The sequence below is a fragment of the Nocardioides sp. genome (genome assembly GCF_004803405.1).
Lineage (GTDB): Bacteria > Actinomycetota > Actinomycetes > Propionibacteriales > Nocardioidaceae > Nocardioides > Nocardioides vastitatis.
In genome coordinates, this window is the sequence record NZ_SSXI01000045.1 from 1 (window position 1) to 15,223 (window position 15,223).

The following is a 15,223-nucleotide window of genomic DNA, read 5'->3' on the forward strand; positions in this document are numbered from 1 at the left end:
ATCGTCACCAGGCCCGCGACGGCTGGGGCCACGAGTGCGGCCATCCCGGCTTCGGTCCACCACGTCGAGCCGTACGTCGCTCGCGCGGCCTCCTCCAGCGCGACCAGGAACGCGGCCGCGTCCGGGTACCGGTCGGCCGGCTCCGGCAGCCGGGCGCGCTCCAGCACCGGTCCCAGCCGGGGATCGACGGTGCCGAGCAGCTCGGCGACCAGGGTCGCGGCGGCGTAGACGTCGCTCGCGGGTGCCAGGACGGCGCCGGTGGACGCCTCCGGTGAGCGGTAGGCCGGCGTGGAGCCTCCGACTCCGAAGTCGATCAGCCGGGACATCCCCGCGATGTCGACGAGGACGTTGGAGGCCGACACGTCTCCGTGCACCACCCCCCTGTCGTGCGCGTGGGCGAGGCCGAGCAGCGCGCCGCGGCACACGCCGAGCGCCTGCCGCGTGGACAGCGGCCCGTTCTCGACCAGGACCGCCGCCAGCGTCGCGCCCTCGACCCACTCCTCGACCAGGTAGGCCGAGCCCGCCTCCTCGAAGAACCCGTAGACCGACACGATGTGGGGATCGTCCAGCGCGGCAAGCCGGGTCGCCTCCGAGCGCAGGCTCGCCGCCGCTTCGGCCGGGACCTCCTTCAGCGCCACGACCCTCCCGAGCGCGGGATCACGGGCCTTCCACACCACGCCGGTCGCGCCGGTGCCCACCCGCCCGATCAGCTCGTAGCCACCGACGGTCGGCATCACAGCCTTTCCCGGGTCACCGTCATCACTTCATTGAAACAGCGATCGACCGCGGAGGACGCGGATCCGTGGAAAGGGTCAGCCACTTCCTCGTGACCCCATCGGCACGGTGGCTAGGGTGATGCCGTGCCCGAGGAGCCCGACACCCGCGTGACGACGATCTCCGACGGAGTCGCCAGGATCAGCTGGTCGCCGGACCTCGCCGAGCGGGGTTGGCAGGCCGCGGTCGACGTCGTACGACGCGACGTCGCCGCGGCGTTGCTGGACCATGACCGGGTCGAGGCGAAGGTCCCGGCCGAGGACGTCACCGGCCACCGGGTCGCGACCTGGTCCGGTCTGCGGCGCGAGGGAGTCGAGCGCGGCGTCGCCGGCGACGTCGTGGTGTTCGCGCGACTGGCCGACGACGTCGAGGTCCACGAGCCCGGCGGCTTCCGCGCGCTCCTCAACTCCTTCCTGCCGCGCAAGCGCGGGATCAGCCAGATGCTGGTGCGTGACGACGCCGAACCCGACCCCCGGGTGCTGATGTGCCAGCTGACCTACAAGGCCGACTGGGACCTGCCCGGTGGAGTGGTGGAGGTCGGCGAGTCCCCCATGCTGGCGGTGTCCCGCGAGGTCGAGGAGGAGCTCGGGCTCGAGATCCGCGCGGGCCGGCTGCTGCTGACCGACTGGCTTCCGCCGTGGGGAGGCTGGGACGACGCGCTGTGCCTGGTGTTCGACGGCGGCGTCCACCCGGCCTCCATCGTGGAGCGCGTCGTGCCGCAGGCTCGGGAGATCCGCAGCGCGGCGTTCCTCACGATGGCCGAGGTGGAGGAGCGGGCGGCCGACTTCACCGCACGACGGGTGCGGGCAGCGTTGGCGAACCTCGACGGCGAGGGGACGGCCTACACCGAGTCCGGACGCTGATCCTCGGCTCTCAGCGCAGCATCACCAGCAGCAGGCCCCCCAACAGGCCCAGGAGCAGGCCCAGCAGGCAGCCGACGACCAGGCCGACCGGCACCGCTCGACGACGGCCGCGGCGGGCAGGCTGCGGCCGATAGACCGGCACGTCGATCCATCCGTCGTCCGACGACCGGGCCTGGGAGGCCGGGGCACCGCCCGGCCCGCCTGTGCCCGGAGCGACGACGGTGGGCATCGACTCTCCCCGGACCGTCGGCGGAGCCGCGCCGGGCTGCGCGACCGNGCCGACTCGTCCCCCGCTGAGGTCTCCTCCTCCTGCGCCGCCGGGGCGTCCCCGAACCCGCGTCCCAGGACCGGTGTCCAGATGCCGGTGGGCAGCGATCGCAGCGCGGCGAGCAGCTGCTGCGGGGCCATCCGCTCCGCGGGGTCCAGTGCGAGCGCCCGCTCGAACACCGCCTCGCCGGCGCCTGCGCGACTGGCCGGCAGCGGGATCGTGCCGCGCAGCAGCCGGAACGCGACCACGGCGAAGGCGTACCAGTCCAGCTGGGGCGTCTCGTGGTCCGGGTCGACCATCTGCTCGGGGGCGCCGTAGCCGGGCGTGAACGCGGCGACACCGGTCTCGGTGCGGAACGCGGCCGCGTCCCGGCTCAGGCGGGCGAGACCGAAGTCCGCGATCTTGGCGTGCACCGCACCCGGAGGTCCCGAGACCAGGATGTTCGCCGGTTTGAGGTCGCGGTGCACGATGCCGGCCTCGTGCGCAGCCGCGAGGCCGGATGCCACCTGATCGAGCACGGCGAAGCGGTCGGCGACGGTGAAGTCGTGACGGTTGAGCCGCGCGGTCAGGTCGCCGCCGTCGACGTACTCCATCAGCAGGGCGACGTCGGCGCCGATCCTGACCGCCTCGTAGACGTGGATCACCGCGGGGTGTCGAAGGCGCGCCAGCGCTTGGCCCTCGCGCAGCATCCGCTCGACCGAGCCGACGGCGTGCCCGCCGCCGTAGACGAGCTTCACCGCCACGTTCCTGCCGAGGTTCGGGTCCCAGGCCAGGACGACGTAGCCGAACCCGCCCACGCCCAGCGTGCGGATGAGCTCCAGACCACGCGGCAGCCGTAGGTGGGGAGTGTCGCTCACCTCGTCGATTCAACCAGGGCCGGCGGGCCCGGCACGGCGGATCCGGTCGATCCGCGCGAGCCGCGTCCGGCCACCATGACGCCGGCCACCAGCAGCGTCCCGCCGATCAGCTCACCGGTCGAGGGCACCTCGTCGAGCAGTGCCCAGGCCGAGCCGATCGCGACCGGCGGCACCAGCAGGATCCACGGCACCACGGCGGCCGACGGGTTGCGCGACAGCAGGGAGTTGAACAGGCCGTAGCCGACCAGCGATGCCAGCCCGGCCGTGTAGAGCGTGGACAGCGCCGCCTGCCACCCGAACGCCTGGGCACCGGTCACCAGGACGTCCGGCCCGTCGATCAGCACCGAGAGCGCGACCAGCGGCACCGGCACGACCAACGCCGACCACACGGTCAACGACAGCCCGCCGGTCGCACCGGAGGCGCGGGAGAGCACGTTGCCGACCGCCCACATCAGCGCAGCCGTGAGGCAGAGGAACAGCGCGACCAGGGGCACGTGTCCGCCCCGACCGAAGCCGACCACGACCAGGCCCACGACCCCCAGGAGGACACCCAGGCACTGCGGGCCGGTCGGTCGCTCGCGCAGGGCGACGGCCGCGATCAGGATGGTGAGGACCACCTGGGCCTGGAGGACCAGGCCGGCCAGGCCGGGCGGCATCCCCGCGTCCATGGCCACGTAGAGGAAGGCGAACTGCCCCAGCGACATGAACAGCCCGACCAGGACGATCGTCCGCCACGGGATCGGCGGCTTCGGCAGCAGGAACGCCGCCGGCACGATGACCGCAGCGAACCGGGCCGCGAGGAAGAGCAGCGGCGGCACGTCACCCATGCCCCAGTCGATGACGACGAAGTTGAAGCCCCAGATGACGGCGACGAGGGCGGCCAGCGCCTGGTCCTTGCGGTTCACACGCCCCAGCATCGCGGAGCCGAACCGTGAAGCACCAGCGAATGCTTCTGCATCGGTCGATGTAGCATCGCTTCATGATTGATCTCGACGCCCTGGTCGGGCTGCGGGCGGTCGCGACGCACGGGTCGGTCAGCGCCGCCGCAGCCGCGACGGGATTCACGCCCAGCGCGGTCTCGCAGCAGGTGAAGCGGCTGGAGAAGCAGACGGGGGTCCCCCTGCTCGAGCGGGTAGGTCGCGGCGTGATGCTGACCAGCCACGGTGAGCACCTGATCCGGGCCGGCGAGCAGGTCCTCGCCGACCTCGAACAGCTCGAGGCCAACCTCCAGCAGCGCGCCGGAGTGGTGTCGGGACGGATCCGCCTCGCGGTCTTCTCGACTGCGATGCGTGGCCTGGTCGCGCCCATCGCGCGCGCCCTCCGCGACGCGCACCCGGACCTCACCCTCACCCTGGAGGAGCGGGAGCCCTGGGACGTGGTCGACCTGGTCGCCAGCGGTCAGGTCGAGATCGGCATCGTGCACCGGTGGGGCGGCGTCCCGCTCGCGGTCCCCGACCATGTCGTCGCCACTCACCTCGGCGAGGACCTCGCCGAGCTGATCGTCCGGCACGACGACCCCCTCGCCGGGCGCGGCCACGTCACCCCCCACGACCTCGTCGACGTCGACTGGATCGCGACCCCTGACGGCACCATCTGCCGGCAGTGGTTGCACCGCATGTACGACGGCACCGGGTGCCGTCCGCGGATCGCCCACGTCTCGGGCGAGTTCGACTCCCACCTCGCACTCGTCGCCGCCGGCCTCGGCGTGGCCCTGGTTCCCCGCATGGGGCGCCCGCCGCTCGGTGAGGAGCTGGCCGCCGTCCGCATCAAGGACCCCGAGCCGGTGCGCCTCGTCGACGCGCTGCACCGCCGGACGATGGCCGACTCCCCCGCCGTGCAGGTGGTGCTGGCCGCGCTCGCGGGGGTCGAGACCGGCTAGTTGTGTTGTCAGCGAGGCCGAGCCGACTCCAGCGCCTCGCGCGCCAGGTACGTCGCGCCGGCGACGGCCGCGGGCATCACCAGGATGCCGCCGAGCGGGATCAGGAAGCAGGCCTGCACGCACACGCCGAAGCCGAGCATCGCGCCCCGGTGCTGCCGCAGCAACGCGGAGCGGGCGGCGCGATCCATGCCACGGGCCTCGAGCGGCCGCGAGACCAGCTCCCCGGCGAGCAGCCGGCCGGAGACGACGAGGCCCAGCACCGCCCCGATGACGGTGCCGATCAGCGGCAGCAGGCCGAGGGCGAGGACCACCACGGCCATCGCCAGGCCCATCCCCACCAGCACCAGGCCGTCGAGCGCCCCGCGGACCCAACCGACGCCCCTGCCCGGCACATCGCCGCCGAGCGAGATCTCGACCTCCTTCCAGATCTTCTCGTAGAAGGGGTCGCCGACGGCGAGGGTGAGGCCGGTGAACGTGACGATCGCGAGCATCCCCGCCCCCACGAGCAGCATCAGCAGCAGCCCGATCCTGAAGACCGATCGGACCGTCTCGTCCCAGTCGTCGGCGAACGGGGTCCCCCAGGAGATCACGTCGTCGGCGAACATCAGCAGCACCACGAACAGTCCGACGATCAGCAGCGCGACGACCACCGCGGGCACGATGCCGAACAGCATCAGCAGCGGACGCTCGCGCCACAGCCGGATCCCCCGCAGCAGGAACCCGGCACCTCGGCCGAAGCCCATCAGTGCGGTCCCATCAGTGCAGTCCCATCAGTGCGGCCCCGTCAGTCGCCCCGTCAGACGCCAGTCGGCTGCGCGACAGGAGCGACCCAGCCGGCAGCCTGCTGCCGCGCTCGAGGCGGAGGCGCGCTCGGCCCATCGATCAGAACAGCGCGGAGGCGAGCGCCTGGCGACCCTTGAGCACCCGAGGGTCGTCGTTCCCGACGGCGGCGAAGAGACCGACCAGGTGCTCCCGCGCCCGGTCGCGGTCCTTGCCGGAGGTCCGACGAACCAGCTCCACCAGGCGCGCGAAGGCGTCCTCGACGTGGCCGCCGAGCATGTCGAGGTCGGCGACCAGGGTCTGCGCGTCGACGTCGTCGGGGGCGGCCGCCGCGGCGGCGCGGGCGGTGTTGAGGTCCACACCCTGCGTGCGCTGCAGCACCTTGGCCATGGCGAGGCCCGCGGCGGCCTCGTGGTCGGCCGGGTTGCCGTCGACGAGCCGCTGGTACTCCGCGACGGCGCGGTCGACGTCACCGGCGGCGAGTGCGTCCTGGGCCGGGGCGTAGCGCGGATCGACCTCGGGCTCGGCCTCCCCCTCGCCGTCGTCGGTCGCCGCGGCGCCGCCGCCGAACGCGTACGGCTGGTGCCGGCCGGTGATGCCCTGGGCGGTGAGCTGCTGTGCGAGCTGGTTGAACATGGCGCGGATGTCGTCGATCGGCGCGGCGCCGGGGATCGGCTGCGTCGCCGGCCGACCGTCGAGGATGACCAGCATCAGCGGCACCTGCGGGATCTGCATCGCCTGCGCGATCTGCGGCACGGCGTCGACGTCGACCGTGGCGGCGAGGAAGCGGCCGTCGTACTCGTCGGCCACCGTCGCCACGTCCTCGGCGAGCTGACCGCTCTCCGGCGAGCGGGCGGAGTGGAAGACGAGGACCACGGGCGCGGTCATCGATGCCTCGAGGACCGTCTGGAAGCTGGCCTCGTCGATGGCGACGGAGTACGCCGACCCGCCGCCACCGGCCGAAGCGCCACCGCCTGCGGGGGCGGGTGCCGGGGCCTGTGGGGGCGCGGTGCGCTTCAGGGCCGACAGGTCGATCGCACCGGGACGGGAGAACGGCTGCTGCGTCATGCCCGCAATCCTACGAACCGCCCTCACTCGTCGGTCGTGAAGTCCCCTGCGGCGGACCGGATCGGCCGCAGCAGCTCGGAGAGGTTGCGCAGCGAGTCGTCGTCGAGGACTCCGAGCCCGAACTCCGCGCCGACCAGGTCGGCGGTGGCCCGCTCGACCAGCGCCCGCCCCTCGTCGCTGATCTCGGCGAGAATGGCTCGGCCGTCCTGGGGGTGCGGGACCCGTCGCACCAGCCCGTCGGCCTCGAGCCTGCGAACGATGGAGGTGACCGAGGTCGGGTGCACCTGCAGCCGCTCCCCCATCTTGCCCAGCGGCAGCGAGCCCCGGGAGGAGAAGACGAGCAGCACCAGCGCCTCGTAGCGGGCGAAGGTCAGCCCGTGCGGTCTCAGCAGCCCGTCGAGGCGGCCCAGGATCAGCTGTTGCACCCGCATCAGCGAGGTCACCGCGTGCATGGCGGGGGCGGCGTCCCAGCGGCGCGCCCACTGCCGGGCGGCCTCGTCGATGGGATCGAATCGGAGCATCTGGCCTGCCCTCAGTTGGGGACGCGCGGTCCGCGCAGCCCGGCTCGCTGGACGACACGCTGGATGGCGAGGTCACGCGCGTCCGGGTCCCCCACGTAGCGGATGTCGCGGAGGCCCTGCTCCTGCGCAGCGGACTCGAAGCAGAAGTGCCCGTAGCCGAGGATCCGCCCGATCAGCGGCTTCCGCACCGAGATGTCGAGGATCCGGCTGAGCGGCATCGTGGCGAGGTGCTGGGCCAGCACGCCGTGAACGCGGAACACCCGCATGTTGGTGATCACGAACCGGTCGCGCTGTTCGCGCACGGTGCACCAGGCCGCGTGGCCGAGCAGCGCGGCGGCCGCGGAGAGGAGGAGCCAACCCACGTTGAGGTGGACCAACGGCACGGCGGCGAGCAGCGCGACGGCGAGCGCCGCCTCCGCGGCCGGCCTGGTGTAGGCGAACCAGTGGTGCTTCACCTCGTCGACGACCACCTCGCCCTCCTCTCGGAGGAGGTGCTTGCCGATCTTCGGGTCGCCGAGCCAGGCGAGGAGTCCCATCGCCTGCCCCCGACCCGGTCCGGTCAGCCCAGCGCGCCGACGAAGTCGATGACGCCGGTGAAGAGCTGGGTGGCGAGGTCCCAGCCCTCGGCGCCGACGGTCTTCGACGTCGACGCGAGTCCGTTGGGATCGGTGAACATCCAGAAGCCGAGGAACACGATCACCACGACACCGATGAGCTTCTTGGCGTCCATGCTGGGTGTCTCCATCCTGGTGCGGTCGTGCCGCCGAGGGCACAGGTCAACACATTCGTACCAAACGCACCAGGAGCCACGTCAGAGGCGCGCGGACGATCGTCGAAGACGACGTCACGCCGCGACCCTAGCGAGGCATCCTCGCGAGGCTAGGGACAGCCCCGGCCCAGGCCGTTGGCCGACGTGCCGGCGGGCGGCGCGCCGCTGCGCAGCCAGGCGTCGAAGAACCCGTCGAGCTGCTCGCCCGACACCGTCTCCGCCAGCGTCTCGAACTGCGCGACGGTCGCGTTGCCGTCGCGGTGGTCGCGCACCCACGTACGCAGCAGGCGGAGCAGGTCGGTGCCGCCGATCCGGTTGCGCAGGGCGGCCAGCACCATCGCTCCGCGGTCGTACACGGCCGAGTGGAAGACGCGCGAGGCGCCCGGGTCGTCGAGGTCCAGCCGCCAGAAGACCGAGCCGGGATGACGGCACGTGGCGTCGTACACGCCCTGCAGCCAGGTGTTGACGCTGGGGCCGCCGTGGCCCGCGGCGTAGAACACCTCGGCGTACGTCGCGAAGCCCTCGTTGAGCCAGATGTCCCGCCAGCGCCTCACCGAGACGCTGTCCCCGAACCACTGGTGTGCGACCTCGTGCACGACCACGCCGGGGTAGATCCAGGAGCCGTACGTCGGTCGCGTCTGGTTCTCGAGCGCGAACCCGACGGGCAGGCTGGTCACCAGGCCGCCGGTCGTCGAGAACGGGTAGTCGCCCAGCTGCCGCTGCAGCCACTCCGTGATGCCGGAGGTGCGCCGCAGGATCCGCACCGCGCGAGAGCGAACGCTCGCCGGCAACCGGTCGGAGACCGCGTTGTAGTAGCGGATCCCCGACCGGGTGCGACCGGTCTCGATGCGGAAGTCGCCCGCTGCGAAGAACGCGAGGTAGGTCGTCATCGGGTCCGTCATCCGCCAGTGCGTCGTCGCGCGGTTGCCGCTGACCCGCCGGGAGACGCGCACGCCGTTGCTGACGACCTCCTTGGCCCGCGGGACGTTCACCCGGATGTCGAAGGTCGCCTTGTCGCTGGGATGGTCGTTGGACGGGTACCACCACGGCGCCATGTGGGGCTCGTTCATCGTGACGACCTCGTGCCGGTCGGCCAGCCAGTTCCGCTGACCCGCGTAGGCGAACCGCTCCGGCCGGCCGCGGTAGCGCACCTCCACCGTGAACAGGTCCCCGGCCGCGATCGCCCGGCTCGGCACGACGCGGACCTCGTGCGGATGGGGCCTGCGGAAGCGGGCCCGGCGGCCGTCCACGCTCACCGAGCTCACCGGCAGCACCAGATCGAGGGAGAAGCTGCTCAGGTCCTTGGTCGCGCGCATCCGGATCTTCGTGCGCCCTGCCAGGATCCTGTCAGCGAAGTCGTAGGCCACGCGGATGTCGTAGTGACGCGCGTCCGTGCCGGAGTTGCCGTCCAGGGGCCAGTAGCCGTCGCCGCCGCTGGGCGAGCCCGGGCCGGAGTCCTCGGCCGTCGCGAGCGGGAGACCCGGCGCGAGCACGACCAGGAGCAACACCAGAATCATCCGCCACCGCACCGGCTCAACCTATCCGGAAAGTCGGTTGCCCGGGCCGGTTCGGTCCGGAAGCCTTTGCGCCAGCACCCCGCTGTCCGCGCGGGGCCGTCGAGAGGAGCGTGACATGTCGATCTCTGTCACCGGCCTGCCAGCAGACCGACCCCTCTCGACCCTCAGGAGCACCCGAATTGTTCCCGGAGAACCACTCCGCCCCTGCCTCGCCCTCCTCCGTCCCTGACGACCTCGACCCACGCTTCGTCGTCGACTTCCACGCCTACGACGACCTCGCCGCCGGTCAGCGCTGGTCCACCTGGCTCGACGTCGAGCCGCTGTGCCGAGGTCCCCAGCCACACCCCGACTGGGTGGTGACCTCCCGGGGCGCCGTCGACACCGATCTGGGCATCCTGAAGACCGGCAAGGAGGCCGACGTCTTCCTGCTCGACCGGACCGATCCCCACCATCCCGACCAGTCGGCGGTGATGGCCGCCAAGCGCTACCGCTCCCCCGAGCACCGCACGTTCCACCGCTCGGCGGCCTACACCGAGGGCCGCAGCATGAAGCGGTCCCGCGACGAGCGGGCGATCAAGCGCAAGAGCACCTTCGGGCGCGAGATCGCGGCCGGCGAGTGGGCGGGGGCGGAGTGGACCGCCCTGAACCGTTGCTGGCAGCTCGGGCTGCCGGTGCCCTACCCGGTGCAGATCGACGGCACGGAGATCCTGATGGAGTGGATCACCGTCGACGGCGAGACGGCACCCCGGCTCGCTCAGACCCGTCCGGACCCGGCGCTGCTGGCGTCGTACTTCGACCAGCTCCGGGAGTCGATGCTGACCCTCGCCCGGTCCGGCCTGGTCCACGGTGACCTGTCGCCGTACAACATCCTGGCTGCGGGTCCGCGCCTGGTGATCATCGACCTGCCCCAGCTCGTGGACCTGGTCGGCAACCCGCAGGGCTTCGATTTCCTGCTGCGCGACTGCACGAACGTGTGCGGATGGTTCCGGCGACGCGGGCTCGCGGTCGAGGCGCAGGACCTGTTCGGGGAGCTCGTCGCGCTCGCGCTCTGAGGCAGGTGAGCCGGTAGCCTCGCGCGACGTGAGGAACATCCGCGGTCGCGTGGTCCTGGTGGAGTCGCTCACCGAGCTCGACCAGCGGTGGGCGGCCGGCGAGCGGCGGATGCTGGGCTGGCGGCTGGTCGGGCTGGACCTCACCGACCGGTCCACGCAGCTCGCGGCCACCGACAGCAGTCGTACGACGTACGTCGGCTGCACCTTCGCGCCCGGTGACGACGAGTGGGTGCTCGCCCAGGGCGCCCTGGTGCTGCCGTCGGTCGACCATGCCCCGGTCGACACCGAGCGGCCCGATCTCTACCGCCCCGACGAGCTCTACGACACCACGCCGTACGAGCGCACGCTCGACGCGCGGGCGTACGCGTGGGCCCAGGCCTGCGAAGGCCCCTCCGACCTGCTCGCGCAGGTGCTGCACGACGAGGCGGTCGACCGCGCTCTCGCCGACTGGGTGAGGGGCCGGAGGATCGTCGGGGTGATGGGCGGCCACGCCGCGCAGCGCGGCAGCGAGGAGTACCACGCCGCGGCGCGCCTCGGAGCGCTCGTCGGCGGGCATCACGTGATCGCCACCGGCGGCGGGCCGGGCGCGATGGAGGCGGCGAACCTGGGCGCCCGGTTCGCCGGCTCAGCCGACGGCGCACTCAGCGAGGCACTCGACCGGCTCGCCGTCGTACCGTCGTTCCATCCGTCGGTCGACGCCTGGCTGGAAGCAGCGCGCGAGGCGCTGGCGCTCTCCGTCGAGCCGGCGCCGTCGCTGGGGGTTCCCACGTGGCACTACGGTCACGAGCCGCCGAACCTGTTCGCGACCGCGATCGCGAAGTACTTCCGCAACGCGCTGCGGGAGGCGATCCTCGTTCAGCTGTGCGACGCCGGCATCGTCTTCCTGCCCGGTGCCGGTGGCACGGTCCAGGAGATCTTCCAGGACGCCTGCGAGAACTACTACGCAGCCGAGTCCGCGGTCGCGCCGATGGTGCTCGTGGGTCGCCGCCACTGGACCGAGGAGCTGCCCGCGTGGCCGCTCCTCCAGGCACTCGCCCGCGGCCGCCCGATGGAGGGCCACGTCCACCTCGTCGACACGGTCGAGGAGGCCGGAGAGCTGTTCGCGCGATGACGAGACCGGGCGGCGGCATCACTCCTTCGCAGGGAAGGCCGCATCGACCTCCACCTCCACGAGCCAGCCGATGACCGGCAGGTTCTCGACCTCGAGGGCGAAACGCGACGGTCGCGCCGGGTTGGCCACCATCGGCGGCGCCGGAGGCGCGGAGCCGAGCGGCACGCCCACCGGAGCGCCGGTGGACACGCTGGTGTTGGCGAAGAACTGCCGGTAGGCCCGGTTCCAGCCGGCGAAGTCCATCCGGTCCTGGCCGGCCGGGTTCTGGAGGAACACCCGCATCGTGATGACGTCCTCGTAGGAGAGGCCCACCCGGGCCAGGTTCTCGCCGATCCGCCGCAGCACGTTCAGACCCTGGGCCTCGGTGATGGTGACGCCGGGGGGCAGCTCACCGCCGACCAGGTCCACCGGGTCGATGTAACGCCCTTCCGACCCGGCCGGTGCCGCGGCGTTGCGCCCGGCGGGGCCGAGCCCGCTGGTCTTGTAGATGGCGGTGTTCCTGCCGATCGCGACCCCTTCGGCGATGGCCGGGTTGTCCTGTCCGGCCGGGAGCATCGAGACGGTCGTGCCCGGTCGCGGCTCCTTGAGCCTGCCGTCTGCGAGGGCGGCCACCGGAGCGACGACGGCCGTGGTCACCACCACGGCGAGAAGAGTCTTCCGTCGGCTGCTGATCGTCCTCATCCGGCCGTCACCCTCTCGTGGATCTGCTGCACGGTCGCTCGCGCGGAGGTCATCGCCCCGTGCTGCCAGGCGATGGCATGGCTGAGGTGGTCGCCTGCGAAGTAGATGTTGCGCGTCGCGCCGAGAAGGCTCCGATAGGCGGTTCCGGTCCGCCCACCGACCGCGGTCGGCCAGCCCACCCACGCGGCCTCGGAGAACTTCGCACTGGCCCAGTCCTGGCTGAAGGAGCCGGTGATCCCGGTGCCGTAGACGTCCCCGAAGATCTTCCGTCCCTGCCTGACCGCCTCCTCGAGGCGCTGAGCGGGCGTGAGGGCGCCGTAGAAATTCGCGTTGGCGCCGGTGTTGTAGTAGCCGATCATCGTGCCCCGGTCGCCGTGGTAGCCGTACGAGGGGTGCCACATGTTGCCGATGTTGGTGTTGGCGTTGGTGATCCCCCCGTAGATGCGGAAGTCCTCCTCCCACCACCGCCGGTCGTACTCGATGCCGATCTTGCCGGCGTTGGTCCTGCTCACCGAGCCGAGTGCCGTGACGATCTCGGCCGGGAGGTTGCTCCTCACCTTCGCGGCGATGTGCGGCGGCATCGTGTTGACAGCGAAGTCCCCGGTGATCCGCTTCGGCCCGTCCGGCGATCGGTACACGACCTCGACGCCGTCGGTCGTGTTCTGGTAGTCGACGATCTCGGCGTTGTAGCGGAAGTTCCGTGCGCCGATGGCTGCAGCGAAGGCGTACGCGATCCGGTCCATGCCCCCGACCGGCTGGTACATCATCATCGCCTGGTCGAACCCCATCTCGAACGAGAAGTAGTTCCCGAGCGTGGAGCGGAACAGGTCCGAGACCTCGTACGGCGGCAGCGTGGTGCCGGCCTCGAGATGGGCACCCGGCTGGGGGTCGTAGCCCCTGCGCCCACCACCGACGTACTCGTTCGACGAGTTGATGGCCCCGAAGCTGCGGAGGTACGCGATCAGTGCCTCCTTGTCCGTGGCGGTGAGCTCGGCGTCCAACGCACCCTGGTCGGTCGCCTTGGCGAGCAGCTCGGCGGTGTAGCCGTGGACGTCCGCCTTGACGGCCCGCTGCCTCACCGGGACTCCGTTGAGCGAGCCGGGCACGTTCTCGCGGTACAGGAACGCGTCGGCGTTCTGGTTGGTGAAGACCTCGATCGGGACGCCGAGCTCCTTGCAGTAGTCGAGCGTCACGTGCATCTGCGGGATCCGCCCGGGGCCGGCGTTCATGTACTGCCCCTTCGAGAAGCCGGCGCGTTGGGTCTGGCCGCTCATGTCGGTATAGGTGTCACCGCCGCGCACGGTCCAGTTGCGGCCGCCGGGACGACTACGGCCCTCGAGGACTGTGACCGAGTACCCGCCCTTGAGCAGCTCGTAGGCCGCGGTCATGCCGGCGATGCCGCCGCCCATGACGATGACGTGCCTCTTGCCGCGCCCGTTGAGGGCGTCCCGGTCGAGCGGGCTGAACGGCGGGGTCTCCGCCGACGCCGCGGGGGCGAGCCCGAGGGCTCCCATGGTGTGGAACATGACGCCGGCGCCGCCGGTGATGCCGACGTTGCGCAGGAAGCCACGACGTGTCTGAGCCAAGGTGAAACCTCCGAGATCGCCCGAGAGACCGCAACGCCTCCCAGAAAGGGATGTGAAGCGATCCGGACGCTAGGCACTCGGGGTTTCGCCTGGCGGCGCGCAACGGTCACGCGACTGTTTCGCGCGACCGACTTGTCGAACAGTCACGTCACGAGCGCGCTCGGCATCAGCTCGCGAGGAGCCCGACCCGCTCGCCGATCGCCGCGCGGTAGTGCTCGAGGAGCTGCTCGTTGAGCGCGTGCCACGACCGGTCCTGCACGGCGTCCACCGCCATGACGCCCATGGCGTGACGCAGGTCGGGGTCGCCCGCCAGGCGTTCGACCGCGGCTGCCATCGCGGCGCCGTCGCCGGGCCGGTAGAGCAGGCCGGTGACGCCGTCGGCGACCACGTCGAGGGGACCTCCGGCGGCGGGAGCCACGACCGGCACGCCGGCGGCGAGCGCCTCCTGCGCGGACTGGCAGTAGGTCTCGTAGCGGCCGGTGTGGACGAACACGTCCAGCGAGGCGTAGGCACGGCTGAGGTCGTCGCCGTGGAGCAGCCCGAGGAAGGTCGCCCGCCCGCCCAGGACCGAGCGCAGGCGCTGCTCCTCGGGACCGCCGCCGACCAAGACCAGCGCGTAGCGCGGGTCGTCGGCGAGGTGCGTCAGCAGGTCCAGCTCTTTCTCGGCTGCCAGCCGGCCGACGTACCCCACGAGCAGCCGACCGTCGGGTGCGATCCGCCGACGCAGCTCCGGGTCGCGATGGTGCGGGTTGAAGGCCAGCAGGTCGACGCCCCGGCCCCACCGGTGCACGGCCGGGACGCCCAGCCCGCGGAGCTGCTCGATGCTGGCCGTCGACGGGGCGAGGGTCCGGTCGACTCGGTGATGGATCTGCCGGATCAGTCGCCGGGTCAGGCCCGCGGCGGCGCGGCCGCCACCGGGTACGTCGTACCGCTCGGCGAAGCCGACGAGATCCGTCTGGTAGATAGCGACCGTGGGGATGCCGAGCTCCTCCGCGGCACGCGCGGCCTGGTAGCCGAGCGTCGCGGGCGAGGCGATGTGGACCACGTCGGGACGGAAGCGGAGCATCACCTGGCGCATCCGCCGTCGGGTCTCCAGGCCCAGCCGGAAGTCGGGGTAGAACGGCAGGTTCGCGCCGCGCGCCCGGGTGACGCGGAACCCGGCGTAGGTGTCAGGACCGGTCGGCGCGACCAGCTCGGCGACGTGCCCCTCGGCAGCGAGATGCTCGAGCACGCGGCGCACCGAGTTGGTGACACCGTTGACCTGCGGGAGGAACGACTCGGTCACGCACAGCACCCGGAGCTGGTTCATGGCAGCGACGCTAGGAACCGAGCGCCAACGATCCGCCACCGTCACGGGAGTGTCCGGCGACCGCCTCGTGAACGCCAGGAGACGTGACCCCGCTCCCCCGAGCGTCGTTGAGGGACCGTGCTCCCCCTCTCCCGCCGTGACCTGATCCGCCGGGCCGCCGCCGCTGGCGGCCTGGCCACCGCGGCGGT

The 15,223-nt window shown here is 71.9% G+C and carries 17 protein-coding genes; 5 read left to right on the forward strand and 12 right to left on the reverse strand.

Translation table 11 applies throughout. From position 1 onward, the window contains the following. Positions 1–734, reverse strand: a 734-nt coding sequence (locus E7Z54_RS03155) for a serine/threonine-protein kinase (RefSeq protein ID WP_136431554.1), incomplete at its 3' end; no start/stop codon positions are given. A 126-nt stretch (positions 735–860) separates the two neighbouring features. Between E7Z54_RS03155 and E7Z54_RS03160 the strand changes: the two genes are divergently transcribed. Beyond that, on the forward strand, positions 861–1,637 hold the full coding sequence (locus tag E7Z54_RS03160) for an NUDIX domain-containing protein (RefSeq protein WP_136431555.1): 777 nt from the start codon (positions 861–863) through the stop codon (positions 1,635–1,637). Positions 1,638–1,658: 21 nt separating this feature from the next. On the opposite strand, the gene E7Z54_RS03165 is transcribed toward E7Z54_RS03160, so the two are convergent. Both E7Z54_RS03165 and E7Z54_RS03170 read right to left on the reverse strand, forming a co-directional pair. Then, complete coding sequence (locus E7Z54_RS03165; protein WP_168798138.1) at positions 1,659–2,762, reverse strand: serine/threonine-protein kinase; 1,104 nt, start codon at positions 2,760–2,762, stop codon at positions 1,659–1,661. Beyond that, complete coding sequence (locus tag E7Z54_RS03170; RefSeq protein ID WP_136431557.1) at positions 2,759–3,667, reverse strand: EamA family transporter; 909 nt, start codon at positions 3,665–3,667, stop codon at positions 2,759–2,761. Before E7Z54_RS03170 ends, E7Z54_RS03165 begins: the two co-directional genes overlap by 4 nt. A 74-nt stretch (positions 3,668–3,741) precedes the next feature. Here E7Z54_RS03170 and E7Z54_RS03175 point away from each other — a divergent pair, with 74 nt between their 5' ends. Then, the gene (locus E7Z54_RS03175) at positions 3,742–4,641 is read left to right on the forward strand and encodes a LysR family transcriptional regulator (RefSeq protein WP_136431558.1); all 900 of its coding nucleotides are present in this window, start codon (positions 3,742–3,744) and stop codon (positions 4,639–4,641) included. An 8-nt stretch (positions 4,642–4,649) separates the two neighbouring features. Here the strand turns inward: E7Z54_RS03175 and E7Z54_RS03180 are convergent, their stop codons facing one another. From E7Z54_RS03180 to E7Z54_RS03205, 6 genes are all read right to left on the reverse strand, one after another. Further along, on the reverse strand, positions 4,650–5,384 hold the full coding sequence (locus E7Z54_RS03180) for an EI24 domain-containing protein (RefSeq protein WP_136431559.1): 735 nt from the start codon (positions 5,382–5,384) through the stop codon (positions 4,650–4,652). A gap of 139 nt (positions 5,385–5,523) precedes the next feature. Further along, entirely contained in the window at positions 5,524–6,489 is a 966-nt protein-coding gene (locus E7Z54_RS03185; protein ID WP_136431560.1) for a co-chaperone YbbN, read from the reverse strand. Between the two features lie 23 nt (positions 6,490–6,512). Next, positions 6,513–7,010, reverse strand: coding sequence for a MarR family winged helix-turn-helix transcriptional regulator (locus tag E7Z54_RS03190; protein ID WP_136431561.1), 498 nt, complete (start codon positions 7,008–7,010; stop codon positions 6,513–6,515). Between the two features lie 11 nt (positions 7,011–7,021). Further along, the gene (locus E7Z54_RS03195) at positions 7,022–7,546 is read right to left on the reverse strand and encodes a PH domain-containing protein (protein ID WP_136431562.1); all 525 of its coding nucleotides are present in this window, start codon (positions 7,544–7,546) and stop codon (positions 7,022–7,024) included. 23 nt (positions 7,547–7,569) lie between these two features. Beyond that, positions 7,570–7,755 carry a hypothetical protein gene (locus tag E7Z54_RS03200; protein WP_136431563.1) on the reverse strand — a complete coding sequence of 62 codons (186 nt, stop codon included), beginning with the start codon at positions 7,753–7,755 and terminating at the stop codon, positions 7,570–7,572. Positions 7,756–7,889: 134 nt separating this feature from the next. Continuing rightward, a complete protein-coding gene (locus tag E7Z54_RS03205) occupies positions 7,890–9,287 on the reverse strand; it encodes a M1 family metallopeptidase (RefSeq protein ID WP_168798140.1) in 1,398 nt (465 codons plus the stop codon). Between the two features lie 188 nt (positions 9,288–9,475). On the opposite strand from E7Z54_RS03205, the gene E7Z54_RS03210 reads away from it, so the two are divergent. Together E7Z54_RS03210 and E7Z54_RS03215 are read left to right on the forward strand one after the other, a co-directional pair. After that, positions 9,476–10,348 (forward strand): serine protein kinase RIO, encoded by an 873-nt coding sequence (locus E7Z54_RS03210; RefSeq protein ID WP_136431565.1) that lies wholly within the window; start codon positions 9,476–9,478, stop codon positions 10,346–10,348. A 28-nt stretch (positions 10,349–10,376) separates the two neighbouring features. Beyond that, positions 10,377–11,459 carry an LOG family protein gene (locus tag E7Z54_RS03215; protein ID WP_136431566.1) on the forward strand — a complete coding sequence of 361 codons (1,083 nt, stop codon included), beginning with the start codon at positions 10,377–10,379 and terminating at the stop codon, positions 11,457–11,459. Between the two features lie 18 nt (positions 11,460–11,477). On the opposite strand, the gene E7Z54_RS03220 is transcribed toward E7Z54_RS03215, so the two are convergent. The 3 genes from E7Z54_RS03220 to E7Z54_RS03230 form a co-directional block, all read right to left on the reverse strand. Continuing rightward, positions 11,478–12,140, reverse strand: coding sequence for a Rid family hydrolase (locus tag E7Z54_RS03220; protein ID WP_136431567.1), 663 nt, complete (start codon positions 12,138–12,140; stop codon positions 11,478–11,480). Continuing rightward, positions 12,137–13,726 (reverse strand): flavin monoamine oxidase family protein, encoded by a 1,590-nt coding sequence (locus E7Z54_RS03225; RefSeq protein WP_206055977.1) that lies wholly within the window; start codon positions 13,724–13,726, stop codon positions 12,137–12,139. Before E7Z54_RS03225 ends, E7Z54_RS03220 begins: the two co-directional genes overlap by 4 nt. Positions 13,727–13,892: 166 nt before the next feature. Next, entirely contained in the window at positions 13,893–15,035 is a 1,143-nt protein-coding gene (locus E7Z54_RS03230; protein ID WP_136431568.1) for a glycosyltransferase family 4 protein, read from the reverse strand. A 117-nt stretch (positions 15,036–15,152) separates the two neighbouring features. On the opposite strand from E7Z54_RS03230, the gene E7Z54_RS24315 reads away from it, so the two are divergent. Continuing rightward, the coding region (locus E7Z54_RS24315) for a twin-arginine translocation signal domain-containing protein (protein WP_136431570.1) at positions 15,153–15,223 on the forward strand (71 nt) is incomplete at its 3' end.